This is a genomic window from Paenibacillus sp. HJGM_3, from assembly GCF_045062745.1.
In the GTDB taxonomy this organism is placed as follows: domain Bacteria; phylum Bacillota; class Bacilli; order Paenibacillales; family NBRC-103111; genus Paenibacillus_AA.
On the sequence record NZ_JBJGED010000003.1, the window covers coordinates 1 to 17440 of the forward strand.

General features: G+C 52.4%; 14 protein-coding genes. 8 read left to right on the forward strand and 6 right to left on the reverse strand.

Annotated features, from left to right (window positions below; translation table 11 throughout):
* From ACI5FR_RS04185 to ACI5FR_RS04200, 4 genes are all read right to left on the reverse strand, one after another.
* A partial coding sequence (locus ACI5FR_RS04185) for an AI-2E family transporter (protein WP_405450716.1) occupies positions 1-1120 on the reverse strand: 1120 nt, incomplete at its 3' end.
* Positions 1121-1271: 151 nt separating this feature from the next.
* The gene (locus tag ACI5FR_RS04190; protein ID WP_405450718.1) at positions 1272-2366 is read right to left on the reverse strand and encodes an efflux RND transporter periplasmic adaptor subunit; all 1095 of its coding nucleotides are present in this window, start codon (positions 2364-2366) and stop codon (positions 1272-1274) included.
* A gap of 16 nt (positions 2367-2382) precedes the next feature.
* Entirely contained in the window at positions 2383-3747 is a 1365-nt protein-coding gene (locus ACI5FR_RS04195) for an ABC transporter permease (RefSeq protein ID WP_405450720.1), read from the reverse strand.
* A complete protein-coding gene (locus tag ACI5FR_RS04200; RefSeq protein ID WP_405450723.1) occupies positions 3744-4466 on the reverse strand; it encodes an ABC transporter ATP-binding protein in 723 nt (240 codons plus the stop codon). The genes ACI5FR_RS04195 and ACI5FR_RS04200 overlap by 4 nt, the downstream gene beginning before the upstream one ends.
* Before the next feature lie 240 nt (positions 4467-4706).
* On the opposite strand from ACI5FR_RS04200, the gene ACI5FR_RS04205 reads away from it, so the two are divergent.
* Positions 4707-4931 carry a hypothetical protein gene (locus ACI5FR_RS04205; RefSeq protein ID WP_405450726.1) on the forward strand — a complete coding sequence of 75 codons (225 nt, stop codon included), beginning with the start codon at positions 4707-4709 and terminating at the stop codon, positions 4929-4931.
* Between the two features lie 74 nt (positions 4932-5005).
* Here the strand turns inward: ACI5FR_RS04205 and ACI5FR_RS04210 are convergent, their stop codons facing one another.
* Complete coding sequence (locus ACI5FR_RS04210) at positions 5006-7474, reverse strand: hypothetical protein (RefSeq protein ID WP_405450729.1); 2469 nt, start codon at positions 7472-7474, stop codon at positions 5006-5008.
* 271 nt (positions 7475-7745) lie between these two features.
* Here ACI5FR_RS04210 and ACI5FR_RS04215 point away from each other — a divergent pair, with 271 nt between their 5' ends.
* From ACI5FR_RS04215 to ACI5FR_RS04225, 3 genes are all read left to right on the forward strand, one after another.
* Entirely contained in the window at positions 7746-9527 is a 1782-nt protein-coding gene (locus tag ACI5FR_RS04215) for an NHL repeat-containing protein (RefSeq protein WP_405450731.1), read from the forward strand.
* 15 nt (positions 9528-9542) lie between these two features.
* On the forward strand, positions 9543-10958 hold the full coding sequence (locus ACI5FR_RS04220) for a response regulator (RefSeq protein WP_405450734.1): 1416 nt from the start codon (positions 9543-9545) through the stop codon (positions 10956-10958).
* A gap of 88 nt (positions 10959-11046) precedes the next feature.
* A complete protein-coding gene (locus ACI5FR_RS04225; protein WP_405450737.1) occupies positions 11047-12714 on the forward strand; it encodes a sensor histidine kinase in 1668 nt (555 codons plus the stop codon).
* 149 nt (positions 12715-12863) lie between these two features.
* On the opposite strand, the gene ACI5FR_RS04230 is transcribed toward ACI5FR_RS04225, so the two are convergent.
* Positions 12864-13058 (reverse strand): hypothetical protein, encoded by a 195-nt coding sequence (locus ACI5FR_RS04230; RefSeq protein WP_405450739.1) that lies wholly within the window; start codon positions 13056-13058, stop codon positions 12864-12866.
* A gap of 4 nt (positions 13059-13062) precedes the next feature.
* On the opposite strand from ACI5FR_RS04230, the gene ACI5FR_RS04235 reads away from it, so the two are divergent.
* The 4 genes from ACI5FR_RS04235 to ACI5FR_RS04250 all read left to right on the forward strand — a co-directional run bounded on the left by ACI5FR_RS04235 (position 13063) and on the right by ACI5FR_RS04250 (position 17424).
* On the forward strand, positions 13063-14520 hold the full coding sequence (locus ACI5FR_RS04235) for an extracellular solute-binding protein (RefSeq protein WP_405450741.1): 1458 nt from the start codon (positions 13063-13065) through the stop codon (positions 14518-14520).
* 109 nt (positions 14521-14629) lie between these two features.
* Complete coding sequence (locus ACI5FR_RS04240; RefSeq protein WP_405450743.1) at positions 14630-15583, forward strand: ABC transporter permease; 954 nt, start codon at positions 14630-14632, stop codon at positions 15581-15583.
* Positions 15584-15598: 15 nt separating this feature from the next.
* Positions 15599-16480, forward strand: a complete 882-nt coding sequence (locus ACI5FR_RS04245) for a carbohydrate ABC transporter permease (RefSeq protein ID WP_405450746.1) — start codon at positions 15599-15601, stop codon at positions 16478-16480.
* A gap of 50 nt (positions 16481-16530) precedes the next feature.
* Positions 16531-17424: a helix-turn-helix domain-containing protein gene (locus ACI5FR_RS04250; RefSeq protein ID WP_405450747.1), complete on the forward strand. Its 894-nt coding sequence runs from the start codon at positions 16531-16533 to the stop codon at positions 17422-17424.
* The last annotated feature ends 16 nt before the right edge of the window (positions 17425-17440 follow it).

Below are 17440 nucleotides of genomic sequence, written 5' to 3' on the forward strand. Positions count from 1 at the left end.
AGCCGGAGCGCGCCTGGAACCAACGGAACAGGTGCGTGCAGATAACCTTCAGCACGGCGTAGCCCGGGATCGCCAGGATGATGCCGAGCACCCCGAATAGCCTGCCGGCGGCCAGGATGACGAAGATGATCGTAATCGGGTGGATGTGAAGCGACTTCCCCATAATTTGCGGCGAGATGAACTTGCCCTCCACTAGCTGCACGAGCGTCCAGACGATGACCATCTTCAGCAGCATGAAGGGAGAGGTCACGATCGCGACGATGAGCGCAGGCGTGATGGCGATCGCCGGGCCCAGATAAGGCACGATGGCCGTACACGCGGCGAAGATCGCCAGAATGAGCGAATAATCCAGGCCAATGATCAGGTACCCGATGTACAGCAGGGCGCCGATACAAAAGCTGACGAAGATCTGCCCCCGGATGTAGGAGCTGATCTGGCCGTTCATCTCGGTCAGGACGCGGTACGTAGGCTCCCGCCAGGCGGTGGGCACGAAATGCAGCAGATAGTGGGGGAGCTTACGCCCGTCTTTTAGCAAGTAGAACAAAATGAACGGGACCGTCACGATCGTCAGGACAATCTCGGTGATCGCGCCCACGACGGCGGCAATGCTCATCCATGTATTATTCAGCACCTTGGTAAGGGACTCCGACAGCTTGCTCGTGAAGTCATTGAGATTGAAGTCGATCGTCTCCTGCAGCTGATCGAGGAGGCTGCTGCCCATCCAGCGGTCGATCTGGCCGGTGATCTGCTCGCTATAGCGCGGGAAGTTGGCCGCGAAAGCCTGAATTTGCTCCCGAATGAGAGGGATGACGATCAGGATGAGCAGCGTAAGAAAGGCCAGGATGAAGATATACAGGAACAAGATCGAGTAGACGCGCCGGACGCCGCCCCGCTCCAAGTAGTCGATGAACGGATTCAGCAAATAATACGCCACGCCGGTCAGCACGAACGGGAACAGGACCGTCTTAAGAATGACAAGCGCGGGGGTGAAAATAAACGAAATGCGCGTAAACACCAGAATGGTTAACCCGGTTAACAGCAACACCAAGAGTGCGAGCACGAACCGGTTGTTCGCGATCAGCTGCTTGAAGCGTTCGTTCCACTGCTGGGCGGCTTTAATCATCAGTATTCCTCCAACAATCTAGACATTAGACATAACGGGCAAAAAGGCCTCATTCCCTTGTGTTTCTTTATTTCCGGCAAAATATACGTAAATAAACGCCACCGCTATTCAGGGTTTGCAGTTGTCCCCTGCCCGCGGTGGCGTCCCTTTATTGAAGCACGACCGTCTCGCCGACCTTCAACCCTTCCAGCACCTCGGTCTTATCCGGCGTCTCCAGCCCGATCTTGATCGTTCTCTTCTGCAAGCCCGACTCGGTCTGGACCATGACGAAGGTGCCATCTTTGTCACGCTGAACGGCGATGGTCGGGACGGTGATGGCGCCCTGGCGCGTCTCGGTCTGGATCGAGGCGGTCAAGCTCAGCCCCGCGATCAGCTTCGCATTGGCGTCGAGCGAGATAACGATCTCGAACTGCGCCGCCGCCGTGTCGGCATTGGTCCCGGCGCCGGCGGCCTTCGGGAACTGGGACACCCGTTCGACCTTGCCGGCCAGCTTCGTTTCCTTCATCGCCTCGATGTTGACTTCGACCGGCATGCCCGGCTGTATCCGGAACACGTCGTACTCGCCGACCGACGTCGTCATCTGCAGCTTGGAGACGTCGACGATCTTGCCGACCGGCGCGCCTTCCTGCAGCAGCTGCGGCTTCGTTGTACTGGCGAGCAGGAAAATACCGGACTCCGGCGCCGTCTGTACCGCCTTGGCGAGCTGCTCTTGCTTCTGCTGCAGCTCGGACTCCGCCATCGAGCGGTTCAGGCGCTCGAGCTCCGTCTGCACGTCGCGGCTGCTCGCCTGCGCGTATTGCTGCAGCGCCTCGGCATCGTTCGAGGCCAGCGTCTTGCCCGCCGAAGCCGTAGCCGCCTGTTCGGCCAGCTTCAGCTTCGCCTCCAGATCCTGTTTGCGCAGCTCGGCGGACTGCTGCTCGATCGCGCTCTTGAGCGGCTTGTCTTCCAGCGTGTAGAGCAGGTCGCCCTTGTTCACCTGAGCCCCGTCGTTCACATTCCATTGCGTCACCTTGGCCGAGAAGGGCGCGTAGACGATCGTCTCCTTCACATAAGATGACTTGCCCTTCACCTCGACGCGGCTGGACATATCCTCCTGCGTCACCTGGAACTGGATCGTATTGCCCGGAACCGCCCCCATAGTCTGGGTCGGGGTTTTAGGGTGACTCTGCATATACAAGAAGGCGCTGACCGCCAGGAAGAGGACGCCCAGGGTGAGATACAGCCATGTTCTTCTCTTCTTCATCTCCCGCACTCCTTCGCTATTCTCGTTTGATGGCCGTCAGCGCGTCGGTGCGCGATGCCTTGATCGCCGGCAGGATGCCGGACAAGATCCCGGTCAGCAGGGCGAAGAACATCCCGAGCGGCAGGATCCACAAGCTGATGAACAGAATCTCGGGATCTTGGCCGGGCCGCGTGCCGGAAAACTGGATGACCAGGATGTTGATGCCCCAGATGACCCAGTAAGCGAGGCAGATGCCGACCACCCCGCCTAGGACACCGAGCAGGGCGGATTCGCACACGAACATGTTGCGGATCTGCGCCAGGTTCGCGCCCAGCACTTTCATGATGCCGATCTGACGCCGCCGCTGGTGGGTCGACATCGTCATCGCCACGACGATCGAGATGGAGGCGACGAACAGGATGAACAGCCCGGCGCCGCCGAAGATGATGCGCACGATCGCGAACTCCTTGGCGAAGCTCTCCTGTTGGCTCAGGTTGGACATCGTCTGCAGCTTGAGCGACTTGATCATTTTCTCCGTGTCCGCGACGGCCTCGACCGAATCGACCTTCACCTTCACTTGGTTGAAGAAGTCCTGCTCGGCCATGCCTCCCGCCGGATTCGGCACCGAGCTGGCCGCATCCTTGAACTGCCGGGCCAAGCTCGGGCTGACGTAGGCGAGCTTCGGCGAATAGCGGATCGCGTCGTCGCTCGCATTCGCGGGCATCTTCTCTATCGCGATGACGCGGACGGAGTACTCGAACTTCTTGGACGTGCCGTCGGCGAGCGGAATGGTCTGCACAAGACGCAGCTGCTTCTGGTACAGAGGGTAAGAGATGAGGGGAGACGTATCTCGCTTCCCTTCCTGGGCGAGACGAGCACGTTCGGCATCGTCCATCTGGGCGGTCCGGGTATCCCGCAGCCCAACCGTGGCCGAGTATGTAAGCACGATCGCGTTGTCCATGTCGGCGAGTGTTCCTTGCTGCACCTCCATGCCGAAGTCCGACAACGTAGTCAGATCGGTGGCGAGCAAGTCGAGGCGGCCGGACTTGGTCGAGTCGACGACGAACTCCACCATGCCCATGGGGCTGTAGCTGGCCACGGACTTCACGTGAGGGAGCGCTCGGATGAGGGAGAGCTTCTGATCGGTAATCGCGTTCAGGTCGACCGCTGGCCCGCCGATCGTGGATTTCACGCGCTCGCCCGACCGCATGATCGTAATCTCATCCGTCTTGAGATAGCGGCTCATCTGCTGCTGGCTGTAGTGGGCGATCGATTCGCCGAACGCGAGCGCCACGATGATCGAGGCGGAGCCGATGGCGATGCCCATGACGCAGAGCAGGGTGACGACCTTGCGGCGGCGCAGCTGATCCCAGCCGATCGTAATGTAATCGCGCAGTCTCATGTGCCGACACCCGCCTGTTCCTGCAGGGGCTCCGGCTGTGGCTCCGGCCTCTCCGGCTCGACGAGCCGGCCGTCCCGCAGCTGGATGATTCGCTTCGTCCGCCGGGCGACCTCATGCTCGTGGGTGACGATGACGAAGGTCGTGCCGTGGTTCACGTTCAGCTCCGTCAGCAGATCGATGATCTCGGACTCGGTCTTCGTGTCCAGGTTGCCGGTTGGCTCGTCCGCGAAGACGACAGCCGGGTCGCCGATCAGCGAGCGAGCGATGCTGACGCGCTGCTGCTGGCCCCCGGACAGCTGGGAGGGAAAGAGCTCCGTCTTCTGGCCGAGTCCGACACGGGTGAGCAGCGCCATCGCTCTCACCCGCCGCTCCTTGCCCTTCACCCCGAGGAAGACGAGCGGCAGCTCGACGTTCTCCCGGACGGTTAGATGGGGGATCAGCTCGTAGGATTGGAAGATGAAGCCGATATGCGTCCGGCGGAACACCGCGAGCTTGTTCTCGTTCATCTTCTCGATGGCGTGCCCGGCAATGCGGATGCTCCCCCGCGTCGGCTTCATCAAGCCGGCCATCAGGTTGAGCAGGGTGGACTTGCCGGAGCCGGAGCTGCCGAGCAGGGCCACCATCTCGCCGGTATCGACCCGGAAGTCGATCCCGTCCAGCACCAGCGTGGGCTCCGCTCCGTTCAGAAACGAGTGGGACAGCTGTTCTACTTCTAGCACACAACAACCTCCGTTTTGGGCAACCGGTATGTATGGTACCCATCATTTTACAGCGCGGGGCTTAAAAAGGATGTAGGGAAAACATGAAGATTTTCTTAAGAACTTGCGAGTGGGATTCATTGGGAACTTTATCATACTTAGTACGCTTGGCCATGCGGGGAGGTTGCAAGGCAGGTTTGAATTCCGGTGTGGCGGGTGCGATAATTGAAGCACGTAGACTGATGTTAAGGAGATCGGAACATGCCTAGAACGAAAACCGCCCATGTGCTGAAATTCGCCGACGCCCGCTATTTTATCGAAGAAGCGCCCTTCGCCGTGGCCTCTCTGGAGGAGGCGGAGATTTACTACAAATATTTCGACTTGTTGGAGGCGCAGCAACGCGCCGTCCGGCATACCGGGGAGAATCCGGCGATCATGCGGATTACGTTCACCGTGGCCGATATCGCCGAGAGTCCGACTGGTTGAGGATAACCCTCAAGGACCTTTGGAGCTGTCGCTCCAAAGGTCCTTGAGTTATGAAGGGAAAGAGAAAGCTCAGGCTAATAGGCCCAACGGAATAGACTGTTATTCATTCTAAAATAGATGTTGCCATAGCCGTCTCTAGTTGCATTTCTGAAGTCATTTACTCCGTTGTATAGATTAGTAACCGTTGTCGTTGAGGTATTGATTTGGAAGAGATGGTTTTTGATCGTCCCGAAGATCAGATTGCTGCCTGGCCTTCCTTGAACTAAAGAGCCATCTTGCGTAATTTGACTTGAGGTGGAATAATTCACGTCTGTAAAATGCTGCACATGATAATCGAAAGCGTTCGTAGTCGGGTTGAAGGCGAACACGTAGCCTTCCGACAATCCCCATATTTTATTGTCAGGTCCAACAGTAAGCGCGGTAATTCCTTGGGAGGAAACCGGCATGGAATAGGTCGTGTACGTCCCTGTTGCGACATTCAGCTTGACCAGCTTCGCTTCTGTCGCCGTTGGGGTCGTATTCTTACCTCCTCCAATGGTAGATCCTGCATAAACATACCCGTTATAATAGGCAACCGATACGATGCTCTGATTAGGAACGATATCTCGGTAGATTTGCGTGGTGCCTGTGATGCTGTCATAGATCGACAGAGCGCCCTCCAAATGTCCCGATGCGGCTACTGTTCCGATGAACACCTTATTATCGCCTTGTGCCATCCCGAAGGGTCGTTCTTGCAAATCGGTCGCCCCGATATCGACAACCAGCGACGGTGCCCATGGCTGGGTCATATCGTTCTTATAAATTCTGGCATTGGGATAACCGCCCATATACAGGGTGTTGCCTTGGGACACCATCCCTTCCATCTGCGGAAGGCCGTAGAACATCTTGTTCAGATCGCTGCGCATGGGAGTATATTCGCCTACGCCGCCGGAAAGGAAACCGCCGGCATATATTTTCTGATCCGGCCCTGCTGATCCAAGTGAGCTAATATCCACAGGTACTCCTGGGAGACTTGACAGCAGCATACTGCTGCTTTTCATGGAAGTAGGATTGAATTTGAACAGTCCGATTGTACCTGCTGTATGACCCACGGCGACTAGCGTTTCTCCAGGATAGTTGACTTGATCGTCCAGGGTGGCTAACCCCCAGGCGTAACCGTTAAAAGGGATATTCACTGGGGTACTGTCCGGATTGAGCACAGGTGCTGTAGTCTTCGTATTGACATCGTAAGTGCGGAGCCCTTGATACGTGTAGTACACTTTACCGCCCATAATCGGTGAGACCCCATAAGAACCGATGGGGAATTGGGCATCCACTACGGTGGTAATGCTGCCATCCAGGTTTTTAGTCACATCCAGCACAACCTCTTTGCCTTCCGGAATGACGCGGGCGAACACTTTATCTCCATCGAAGCTCATCTTATCGACGGCCGTGTTCGCATCCGCAATTGCGGCAGGGAGTAAGTTATCGTGGCGCAAGCCGCCAGAGTTCTCGAGCCTGCTGATTTGAGCCTTCACTCCGCCGGTACCCGCATACAGCACGTTTCTCGAAGCGTCATAGGCAATACCGTATGTGTATTCGGATCCCGCGAAGAAAGGTTTCGGCGAGAACGTGTAGAATCCGGCGGAGGGTTCGTATTTGAACACACCCGAATTGGGAAACGTTCCACCGTATACTTTGCCCGGGAGATCGCTCGCAGCAAGCGCGTAAATATAAGTGGCGTCAGAGATCGCTCTTCCTAAATTGACAGGGCTGGCCGCACCTGGTGTGAATTGATATAAATATCCGCTTGGATAGGTGCCCATATACACTTTATTATCTATAGTAGTCGTTGCAGAATGCGCGAACGTTGCACCTGGGAGACTCATTTGCTTTTGGATGGCGCCTGTGTTCACGTTCACCTCAACCATAGATGCGGGAACGCCTGTCGCTCCGTTTAGTCCAAGGTAAAAGGCGGCTTTTCCATTGCCATCCTTCGCTAAGGTAGCGCTGCGCATGGACGTACTATGGACGACAGATCCTATGTTTGTAATCTTTTCTGTGATCAATACATCATCCCAGTATGTGGTCCCTATTGCCCCATTATTACTATAGAGCAGCACGGCTACATAAGCGGTTCCTGCCGGTGCAACCCCGCTGGTTTGTAAAAAGGACCATTGATCGACGGGGGTGCTCTTGCTTACAAACTCCGAGGCAAGCAGTGTTTTCGAGCTGTTGAAGAATCGAATATAGAGGTCAGCGTTACCGCTCAGGATATAGGACCATGCATAAGCGTAATAGCTTTTGCCTGCCACTGCCGGCATATATTCGCTCTGGATTCCATAGGACGCGGTGCTTGAGTTGTCCACGATCTTGACACTGTTACTACCTGTATGGGCCTGTTCCGTGGAAACGGTGATTCCGCCTGTACCGTGGGTTTGGGTCCACGAAGTCATACCGGATTCATAGCTGTAATTGGGGATCAGCATATCTGCCGCTTGAGCAGGGAGCAGCGGCAGGATGGAAACAAGCAAGATCATAGCCGCTAACCATTTCTTGAACATAAGGTACTCCTCCTGTCATAGATTGAATTCTTTTGAATCGTGAAAGCTGGTTTCTCCTTTCCGTATTGTTGAATGCGTTTTCATTATTTCAATTGCATTCTACTCCTTTGTAGGCATAGAATACGGATAAATCATAAAAAACTAGGGACAAAAGAGGATAAATAACAAATTGTCTGCTAGAAATGTCCGTATTGACCGTGATAACTGTCGATTTTGAGGTAAAATGCATGGGAAGGAATCGCATCTTGCAATCAGAAGAGGAGAGAGAACGATGTTTAAAGATTTGGGAGCGCCCGTCAAAGAAGGGGCTATATTAGGTCAAAGTTACGTAGTAGGGCAGGATGGGAGTGGAAATCAGAATTGCATCTACATCTCTCTAACCCAATATGAAAACTCTGTGCTGCTCTTGAAATATAATGCGGACACGAATGAAACGACGCAGTACAGGGCCGAGAATAATCCGAATATTAGCGCCAAGCAAGGGGCTTGGGGCATTGCGTCGGTCGGAAGCAGGGTATATCTGGGGACTTACTACCAGGGCCATCTGCTGCGGTACGATGCTCATAAGCATGAAATGATCGATTTGGGACAGGCCGTGCCGGGGGAAGAGTATATTTGGTCTCTTGCCTACGATGGGAAAGACAAGCTCTACGGCGGAACCTTTCCGGGCGGGAAATTGTTTGCGTTAGATTTGAATACAGAGATGGTTACGGATCTAGGAACGTTCGACAAGGAATCCGTGTACTGTCGGAACGTTCGAGTGCGAAACGATGGGAAAGTGATAGCTGCGCTTGGGAGCAAGCAGATGAAGCTTGGCATTTACGACCCGGAATCGAATGGGATGTCGGTCATCCCCTATCCGGAAGCGATTACAGGCTTCCCGGAAATGACGCAGGATGCACAAGGCAACATATTCGTGAAAGCTCCAAAAAGCGAGGATCTGTACCAGGTGGTCGGAAATGGGCTGATCCGAGTAGAGCAACGCGGCGCTGCTCCGGAGCTTCAGTTGTCCGGTGGGCGGAAGGTCGTTTCCGTTACGAATACTCATGTGACCCTTGCGGATCAGGAAGGAAACCAGGCGGCTTATCCCCTCCAATACGAATCCGGGGGACTCATGATGTGGATGGTGCATAAGGGGCCGGATGCCAAAATTTATGGAAGCTCCGCTCTGCCTTTGCGCATGTTCCGCTACGATCCGGCGACGGGAGAAAGCGTAAAGCTTGGATGTCCGACGCCTTCCTCGGGCGGAGAAATTTATTCGATGACGAACGTGGATGGAAAGCTGTATTCGGCCAGCTATCCGGGATCCTATATTGCCGTCTATGACCCTATGAAGCCTTGGAATGTCGGCCGAGAGGCCGGACATAACCCGCGGGAAATCGGGCAAATCGGATCGAGGCAGAATCGGCCTGTCAGCATGATAACGGGGCCCGACGGCAATATTTATATCGCCTCCATTCCCGATTACGGCGAAGTTTCCGGGGCCTTGACGAGGCTAAACCCCCGTACGGAGCAGTTTACCGTATGGCGGGGCATTGTAGACGAGCAATCCGTCTATGTTCTGGACAACATTCCGGGAACTCGGTTGATCTGCGCAGCTACTACGAACGAGGTGGGCACGGGTGCCGATCGACCGACGCTAGACGCTCGATTGTTCATCTGGGACATCGATAAGGAGCAAAAGGTAAAGGAGATCCATCCCGTGGCAGGGGCGCAGCAAATCGTCTCGATCAAGCATAAGGACGGGATGATTTATGGGTTGACCGGCCATGGCGTATTATTCGCCTATGACTACGAAGAGAATCGCGTCGTCTGGCAAAAAGAGATTCCGATTCAAAACGCAATCTGGCCCGGCATGGACATCACAGACCGCAACATCATATACGGCGCGGGTGACAACAAACTGTTCCGCTACGAGATTCAGAACGATCAATTCTCGGTTGTTGCCGAGGCTGAAGGATGGCTTCTGGGCTTCCATATGGATAAGGAGAACAACAAGATCTACTGCACGCCGGGGGCGCGGCTCTATTGCTATGAGATGGAAGACGAGTGACGAGGGGGAAACGGCATGCTGAAAGTGCTGATCGTCGACGATGATAAATTGGTGCGAACAGGCTTGATCTACACCATGCCTTGGAATGATTTCAACATGCAGGTTGTCGGCGAGGCCAATAATGGTATGAAGGCTCTCGAATTTTTGGAGAACCATGAGATTGATCTCCTGATCACGGATCTGGCTATGCCGGTTATGGATGGCATCGAGTTAATGCGTCACGTGCGAAGCTCCTATCCGCATATCTGGATGGTCGTTCTGACGTTCCATCAAGAGTTCGAGCATATTCAACAAGCTTTACGCATAGGAGCCATAGATTATATCGCCAAAGTGCAGCTGGAGAAGGAACAAATGGAAGAAGTCCTGGGCCGAATTTCTAGTCGGATCCTCGACGAGATCAAACAGGCGGATCGCCATAAATCCACCTATTCCAAGGCGGTGTTTGGAACGGAAGGAACCCACAATGATGGGGTTCTCGTTTTCGTAGATCTTAGCGGCCGATCCAATATGGAAGCGCTCCAAGACCTGTCGTTCGTATATCCGAATCCGCTTGTAGGCATCGGATTCGGATTGTGGCTGCTTGAATCCTTCGACGGCAGCGGGTTGGACAAGGAAGCCGATGAACTTGTCCGCTGTGGGCTGGAACAAGATTGGGCGATGATTCTCGTAACCGGCACGTATGAAGGCGATCGGAATGAATGGTATTCGAATCTGCGAGCCTACAAAGAGCATTCGTTCTTCTACGAGTTTCAAAAGGGACGCAGCCTATATAGGCTTCCGGTTGAAACCCTGATGGAGCCGCGGTTGCTGGTCCCTGCGGAAAGCGACATGGTCCGGCTTCGGGAGGGCTGGACCTCCCTTTTTTGGGTGATGGATGACTCTATTTTTAACAAACTGATCTCTGAGACCGAGCAGCTTCAACCGCCCGTATCGCAATTGGAGGCCATCTTTTATTCGGCTGTATTGGAGTGGAGACGCATTGTCCCGGATTTATCCATTCCGCCGCTCGGTTCTTTGCGTCCCTTTGCCCATTGGTCTAATGGGATGGAATGGCTGCAGACGGTGCGTAGAGAGCTGCGCAGTAAGCTTAGTAAAACCTACTCCAATGAGGTCGTTCAGGGGATCGTCAAGGCCATTTCATTCATTCGCCAGCATTTTAACCAAGAAATAAGGCTGGCGGATGCGGCCAAAGCGGCCAATATGAGCAGAAGCTACTTTAGCCAGTGCTTCCGGGATATTGTCGGCCAATCGTTTAACGACTACATCCGCAGCCTTCGAATTGCCCATGCGCAACAATTGCTTCGGCAAACGGCCAATCCGATTTATTGGGTGGCCGAGCAGTGCGGCTACTTTAACGAAAAATATTTCAGCAGGGTATTCTACGAGCAAATGGGAGTCCTGCCTAGCGAATATCGGCAACTGCCCAAGTGAGGGGTCGCAACCTATGATGCATCGTGTCTTTACGCAACTTACGCGCGTTTGGCCCATTTCGTTGTATACCCTGAAGAGCAGAGTGGTTGTGGTCCTCCTTCTATCCTCGCTCGTGCCTCTGGCTTTGATCGGCGCGGTTTCCTACTATACAATCGCCTCCATGCTGGATAACAAAATCGTGAGCAGCTTGCGAAATCAGGTTAATATTACCGCCAATTCGTTGGACAAGGAGCTTCAAAGATTAAACCATGTCGCCATGCAATTGTCTTACGAGGAAGGCATCGGCAAGGATCTGGGCCGATATTTATCGTCCGATCCTTACGATCGATTTAAAACGGAGCAAGACATCCAGAACTACATCTTTCTAATTACGTATACGAATCCCGATATAGGGTTTGTCCATTATTACTTCTCCGACACCCAAAAAGTGGCGTTCAAGGATACCGGTCTTCCGGTTGACCTTTCCCCCCAAGAACTGCCGAAGCTGTACAGCTTCGGCGGAATTGCTTATCATGCCATCCATCCTTCAATCGAGCCTGCGTCTGACGCGCTTGTACTCTCTGTGGACCGCCGCATCTTCCTTCCCGGATACGAAAACTTGCATATTTATGTGGAGACAAGCCCTAAGGTATTACCTCAATTAATGGGCGATCATCCATCCGGGATGACTACCGATTACCTCATGTCGGATAGTAGGAACCGGATCGTGTATAGTGAGAAATCGGGCGAATTTACCGTTGGGTCCCAGCTCTCGCCCGTCCATTCCGGTTTGCCATTCCGTAAAACGGAGGACAGCTACCTCTTTTCCGAAAAGTTGAGTGAAGGTTGGGTATGGACCGCCGTCATCCCGAACGGGGACTACGACAAGGAAAGAGACAGCTGGATGCGCCAGTTTGCCGTCATTGCTATCGTTACCCTGATGGTGGCGCTAGGCTTCGCATGGCTGCTAAGGAGAACCGTATACAAACCGCTTGCCGGATTTAGCAGAGAGATCCGGTCTCTGCAGATGGGCGACTTGCATTCACCTCTGAACTATCCTCAGATTGCCGAATTCGACTATGTACTGGATCGATTCAAGGAGATGCGGCAGCGTATCGGGCAGCTTCTGGTGGAAGTGGAACAGAACGAAAAAATGAAATCGCGCCTTGAGGTAGAGAAGCTGCTCTTTCAGATCAATCCGCACTTCATTCATAATACGCTGGATACGGTTCGTTGGCTGGCGCGATTGAAAGGGCAGGAACAAATCGAGGATCTCGTCTCCCTGCTCAACAAAGTGCTCTATTACAACATGGGCAAGGGAGGGACGGCCACATTGGGCCGGGAAATCGCTTGCCTTAAAGATTATGTGGCCTTGCAGCAAATCCGTTACGATTTTCAATTTGAAGTAGAGATACAGACGGAGGATGGACTGATGGATGTACCGATCCCTAGGTTTATCCTCCAACCTCTTGTGGAAAATGCGATTTATCATGGGCTGGGAGACGACGGCTGCGTCGAGGTCAAAACGGGATTTGAAGGCGAGGATAAAATTCGGATTGAAGTGAAGGACAACGGATTGGGGATGCGTGAGGAGGAAATCGGGCGTCTGCTGGATAACGGCGCAGATGAGCGTCGCAAGAAAGGGATGGGCATCGGCATCCATTACGTGAATCGGATGATCAAAGTGCAATACGGGGACCAAGCCAGTCTAACGATTACCAGCGGTCCCGGTAGCGGAACTTCAATTGTGTTACTGATTCCGATCACGGGTGTATAATCGTCCGCAATAAGGTTAGAAATCGTCCGATAATGCGGGAGGGTACCCGAAATCTTTGTCTAATCTGGGTCCAAATTAAAGATAATACTGACCTCTTACAAAGGGGGGCGTGTTCTATGATAAAGATAGAGTCCAGAAATCAATTCGATTTAGTTGGATTCCATCAAAGGGAAATTAGGAGGGTGTCCATTGTTCAGAAAGAAGAAAACGTTATCAGTACTCATGACTTCCTTGTTGGTATCGGGTGTTGTAGCTGCAGGCTGCTCCAGTAAGAGCGAGCCCCCATCGTCAGCAGCAAGCCCGACCCCCGCGAAAACGGAAGAAAAAAGAATCAAGATGAGCATGTTTATGAACAACTCCGGTATCGCTTATACGGACGGCGTCGATCCAAGCAACAATCCATTTATCAATATCATTAAGGATTATGCGAACGTGGATTTGGAGATGGAGGTGCCGAACTATGCCGACTTCAAAACCAAGTTCAATTTGATGCTTTCCTCCGGCAACCTGCCGGATCTCGTCCATACCGTGTATCCGGACGAGACCAACCTGCGGGCCGACGAGGGCGCTTTTCTGGACCTGAAGGCTTTCTATGACAAATCGCCCCTGATCCAGAAGTACATCACCCCGCAAATGATGGAAATGGCTAAATCGAGCTCGGGTCATTATTATCGCATCCCGATGTCTTGGGCGACGGCTCCGCAGGGAGATGGCGTCATGGTGCGCTACGACCTTGTCGTCAAATATAACGGGGGCAAATGGCCGGAGACGGTTGAAGAATGGATCGAGCTGTTGCGCAAAATCAAGAAGGCGGAACCGGATTCCCTTCCGATGACGAATCGTGTTGTCAACGAAATTGCGATCTCCTATTCTGGCGTACCGATCTTTTATTGGTACGGAGCGAAGCCGTATTCCTACCGGATTGATGGCGGGAAAGCAGTCAGTACCTTTACGCTTCCGGAGTACAAGGCGGCCGTAGAAGTGATGAAGCAATTGTACGACGAAGGGATTCTTGACAAAGAATTCGCTACGACCGACGGGGCCAAATGGTCGGAAAAGAAGAAAAACCGAAGCGTCCTCTTTGAAGTGAATAACGCGGATCAAATGATTCCATCCGGTGCGCCGAAGGCTACGGATCAAGAAATCCAGATCGCACCGCCACTCAAGAAGTATCCTGCCGTGCTGAAGGATACCAAGTATGTTCAGCCTAAGAGAGCGTTCCCTATCAATAGTCACGGCATTTATATTTCCGCGAAAACGAAGGATAAGGATCGGGCGTGGAAAGTGATTGAAGGATTTGCTACCGATAAACTGCACGATGCTATTTTCTGGGGCAAAGAGGGCGAAGATTTCAAGGTGGAGAACGGCAAGAAAACCCCGGTTGACGGGAAAGGTCTGTCCGATCCAGCTAGAAGATACGCACTGAGCCTCGCTCTGATATTTGGGTTCAACGACCGAAAAGAACCAAGTATCGCGGCTGCCGCGAACGTGATGGATAAAAACGAGTTCCAAAGACGAATGGACGGCATGAAAATGCTGGAGGACGCTGCGCTGGCAACCGGCTTGTCGCTGGAGTCGTTCGTAACGCTTCCCGCCGAAGCATCCAGCAAAAAAACCGAATCGAACCAATTCATATCGACGGCGACAGTCGAAGCGATCATGGGGAAGATTACGATGCAGCAGTTCGATCAAAGAGTCGAGGAATACAAGAAGAAATACGGATTTATTTATGACGAATATACGAAGTACATGAATGCTAACAAGGATCAGCTTAAGAAGCTGGGCGTTAAAGAAATCGAGTGGTAATAATCTGGTGCCCGCGAAACCGACCTCGCGATGAGGTCGGTTCACCGCGGGTACGTTCCTCTTATTGAGACAAGCATGATTCTATAATGGAGCACAGGAGGATGGATCCATGGATGCAATTGTGGAACCGGCAACTAAGCGTAAACGACCAAACGCGAGACGTAAGCGACGGGTGAATATGAAGACGCAGTTCTCGCTTTTTTTGCTTCTTGCCCCGACACTGCTTTTGGTAGTTGTTTTTAAATATATCCCTATGTATGGGGTTTCGATCGCTTTTCAGGATTTTTCTCCGTTTCGCGGCATTACGGGCAGTCCCTGGGTGGGGATGAAGCATGTCATTCATTTCCTGACGGATGAAACGTTCTGGCGGGTGATGGGCAATACGCTCATCCTTAACTTTTACGATCTGATCTTTGGATTCACTGCTCCAATTATATTCGCCATCCTTGCCAATGAACTGGTCAGCACGACATTCAAACGAATTACGCAAACCATATCCTACCTGCCTCACTTCTTATCCTGGGTCGTGGTATCGGGCTTTTTTTATCAGGTGTTGTCGCCCGACGGCGGTCTGCTCAATGCGATGCTCGGCTGGTTCGGAATCGAGCCGGTCTTTTTTATGACAGAAAAAGAATTATTTCGGGGTATCGTAGTTTCCGTTGGTATATGGAAGGAAGTAGGGTGGTCGGCGATTCTTTATTTTGCGGTCATCGCTGGCATCGATTCCAGCTTGTATGAGGCTGCGAAGGTGGATGGCGCAAGCCGGCTCCGCCAAATCTGGCATATCACTCTGCCTGGAATGGTACCCATGATCGTGCTGTTGCTGCTGCTAAGACTGTCTAATCTATTCGAGATCGGCTTCGAACGAATATTTCTGCTGCAAAACCCGCTTGTAATCGAGGTATCAGACGTTATCAGTACCTATGTATACCGGATCGGTTTGCAAAATTCGCAATACAGCTTAACGACTGCGATCGGTTTTGTACAGAGCGTGCTCGGCTTCCTTATGCTGATCACCGCGAATAGGGTATCTAAAAAGCTCGTAGGTGTTGGACTTTATTGAACAGGAGGGGAAGACATGCTGCATCGTTCGACGGCAGGACGATTATTCGATTGGTTCAACTATCTGTTGTTTGTTTTATTTTGCCTGTCTATTCTGATCCCCTTTATTAACGCGATCAGTATATCGCTAAGCAGTTATGAGGCGGCTTCGCTTGGCAAAGTCGGGCTTTGGCCCCAAGGGTTCAACCTGGAAGCGTACCATAAGCTCGTGAACAGCAAACAATTCATACGCACGTTCATGAATACAGCGTTTCTTACCGTAGTGAATACGACGCTCGTCATCTTGTTGTCGCTTGCGGCGGGGTATGTCATGGCGAATAAGCATTTGATCGGCAAGCGATTTCTGTTTACGGTTCTTATCATTCCGATGTACTTCAGCGGCGGCCTCATTCCCCTTTATTTGCTGGTCAATAAGCTGGGTTTGAACAATACGTACTGGGCTCTGATTCTTCCCGGCGCCATCAACATTTTTTATATTATCGTATTCCGCAATCAGATTAATCAACTTCCCCAGGAGCTGATCGAATCGGCCGAAATCGATGGGGCGAGCGAATTGCGCATCCTGATCCATATTATCCTGCCCCTTGTGTTACCCATGGCTATGGCCTTTGTCGTATTCAGTGCAGTGGCGTATTGGAATGAGTGGTTTCACGTATTGATCTACATCCGAGATAAAAAAATGTGGACATTGCAATTTCAATTAAGGGACATTCTGATAAGCGCCGAATTGATCGATCCGGAAATGGAGAAGTCGCTTTTCAGCAGCGAGACCCTCATTCATCCGAACAACTTGAAAATGGCGGCGTTAATGCTGACGATTTTGCCCATTATTATCGTGTATCCCTTTGTTCAAAAGTATTTCATTCACGGTCAGCTTGTAGGAGCGGTAAAAGGGTAGTGGTTGTAGGAGGCCGGGCTGACTCCAAAGAAAAAACGGCGGTGAGGGATATGACTGGAAATCTGTTATACCTGGACTCGTTGAAGCATGCGCAATTCGGTAAAAGCATTTTGCCTATGTTCATTGTAGAAAAGCGAATGGATCATAACTTTCCGTTGCATCATCACAATTTTGCGGAGCTTAGTCTTGTGATCGAAGGAACCGGCACCGAAATCATAAACGGAAAGCCGCATCCGTTCCGTCGAGGGACCCTGACTTTTCTACTCCCTCATCATTTGCACGAAATTATTTTGGATCATCCGAATGTCCATAAATACAATTGCATGTTCGAGCTGAGTCAGCTGTTCTTTCGTCCCTCCGGCCACGATCTGTGCAACAGCCTGATCAAAACCAGCCACGGGCGTCCTACCCAGTATGATCTAAACGAAAATCAAACCGAGTATATGATCGGCCTCTTTCAGTCCATGAAGCAGGAGTACGAGAATCACTTCTTATTCAAAGATTCCGCCTTGCACGCAAAGCTTCTCGAGGCTCTGGTTTTTCTGCTCCGCCTATCGCCGCTTCATGCGGACGCTGGTCCGAGCCCCGGATCAGGCGAAGGCGAGGAGCTGATTCAGAAGCTCCTGCAGCTCTTGCACACGCATTTCAGCGAGGACATTACTCTGTCCGGCGTGGCCCGGGAACTCCAAATGAATGCCGCCTATATCAATCGTGTGTTCAAGCGTCATGTGGGCCAGTCATTCAAGGATTACCTGCATGCTTTGAGAATCGCCAGGGCAACCAGCCTACTGGTCTGCACGTCCTTGTCCATTTTGGATATTTCTAATGAAGTGGGGTACAGTCAAATGCGGACCATGAATCGTGCCTTCAAGGGAATCATGGGCATGACCCCCAGTGATTATAGGGACATGTACCGCTCGGATCGCCAAGAATTCACCTCTTAAGCGGGTCGCAGGTCGA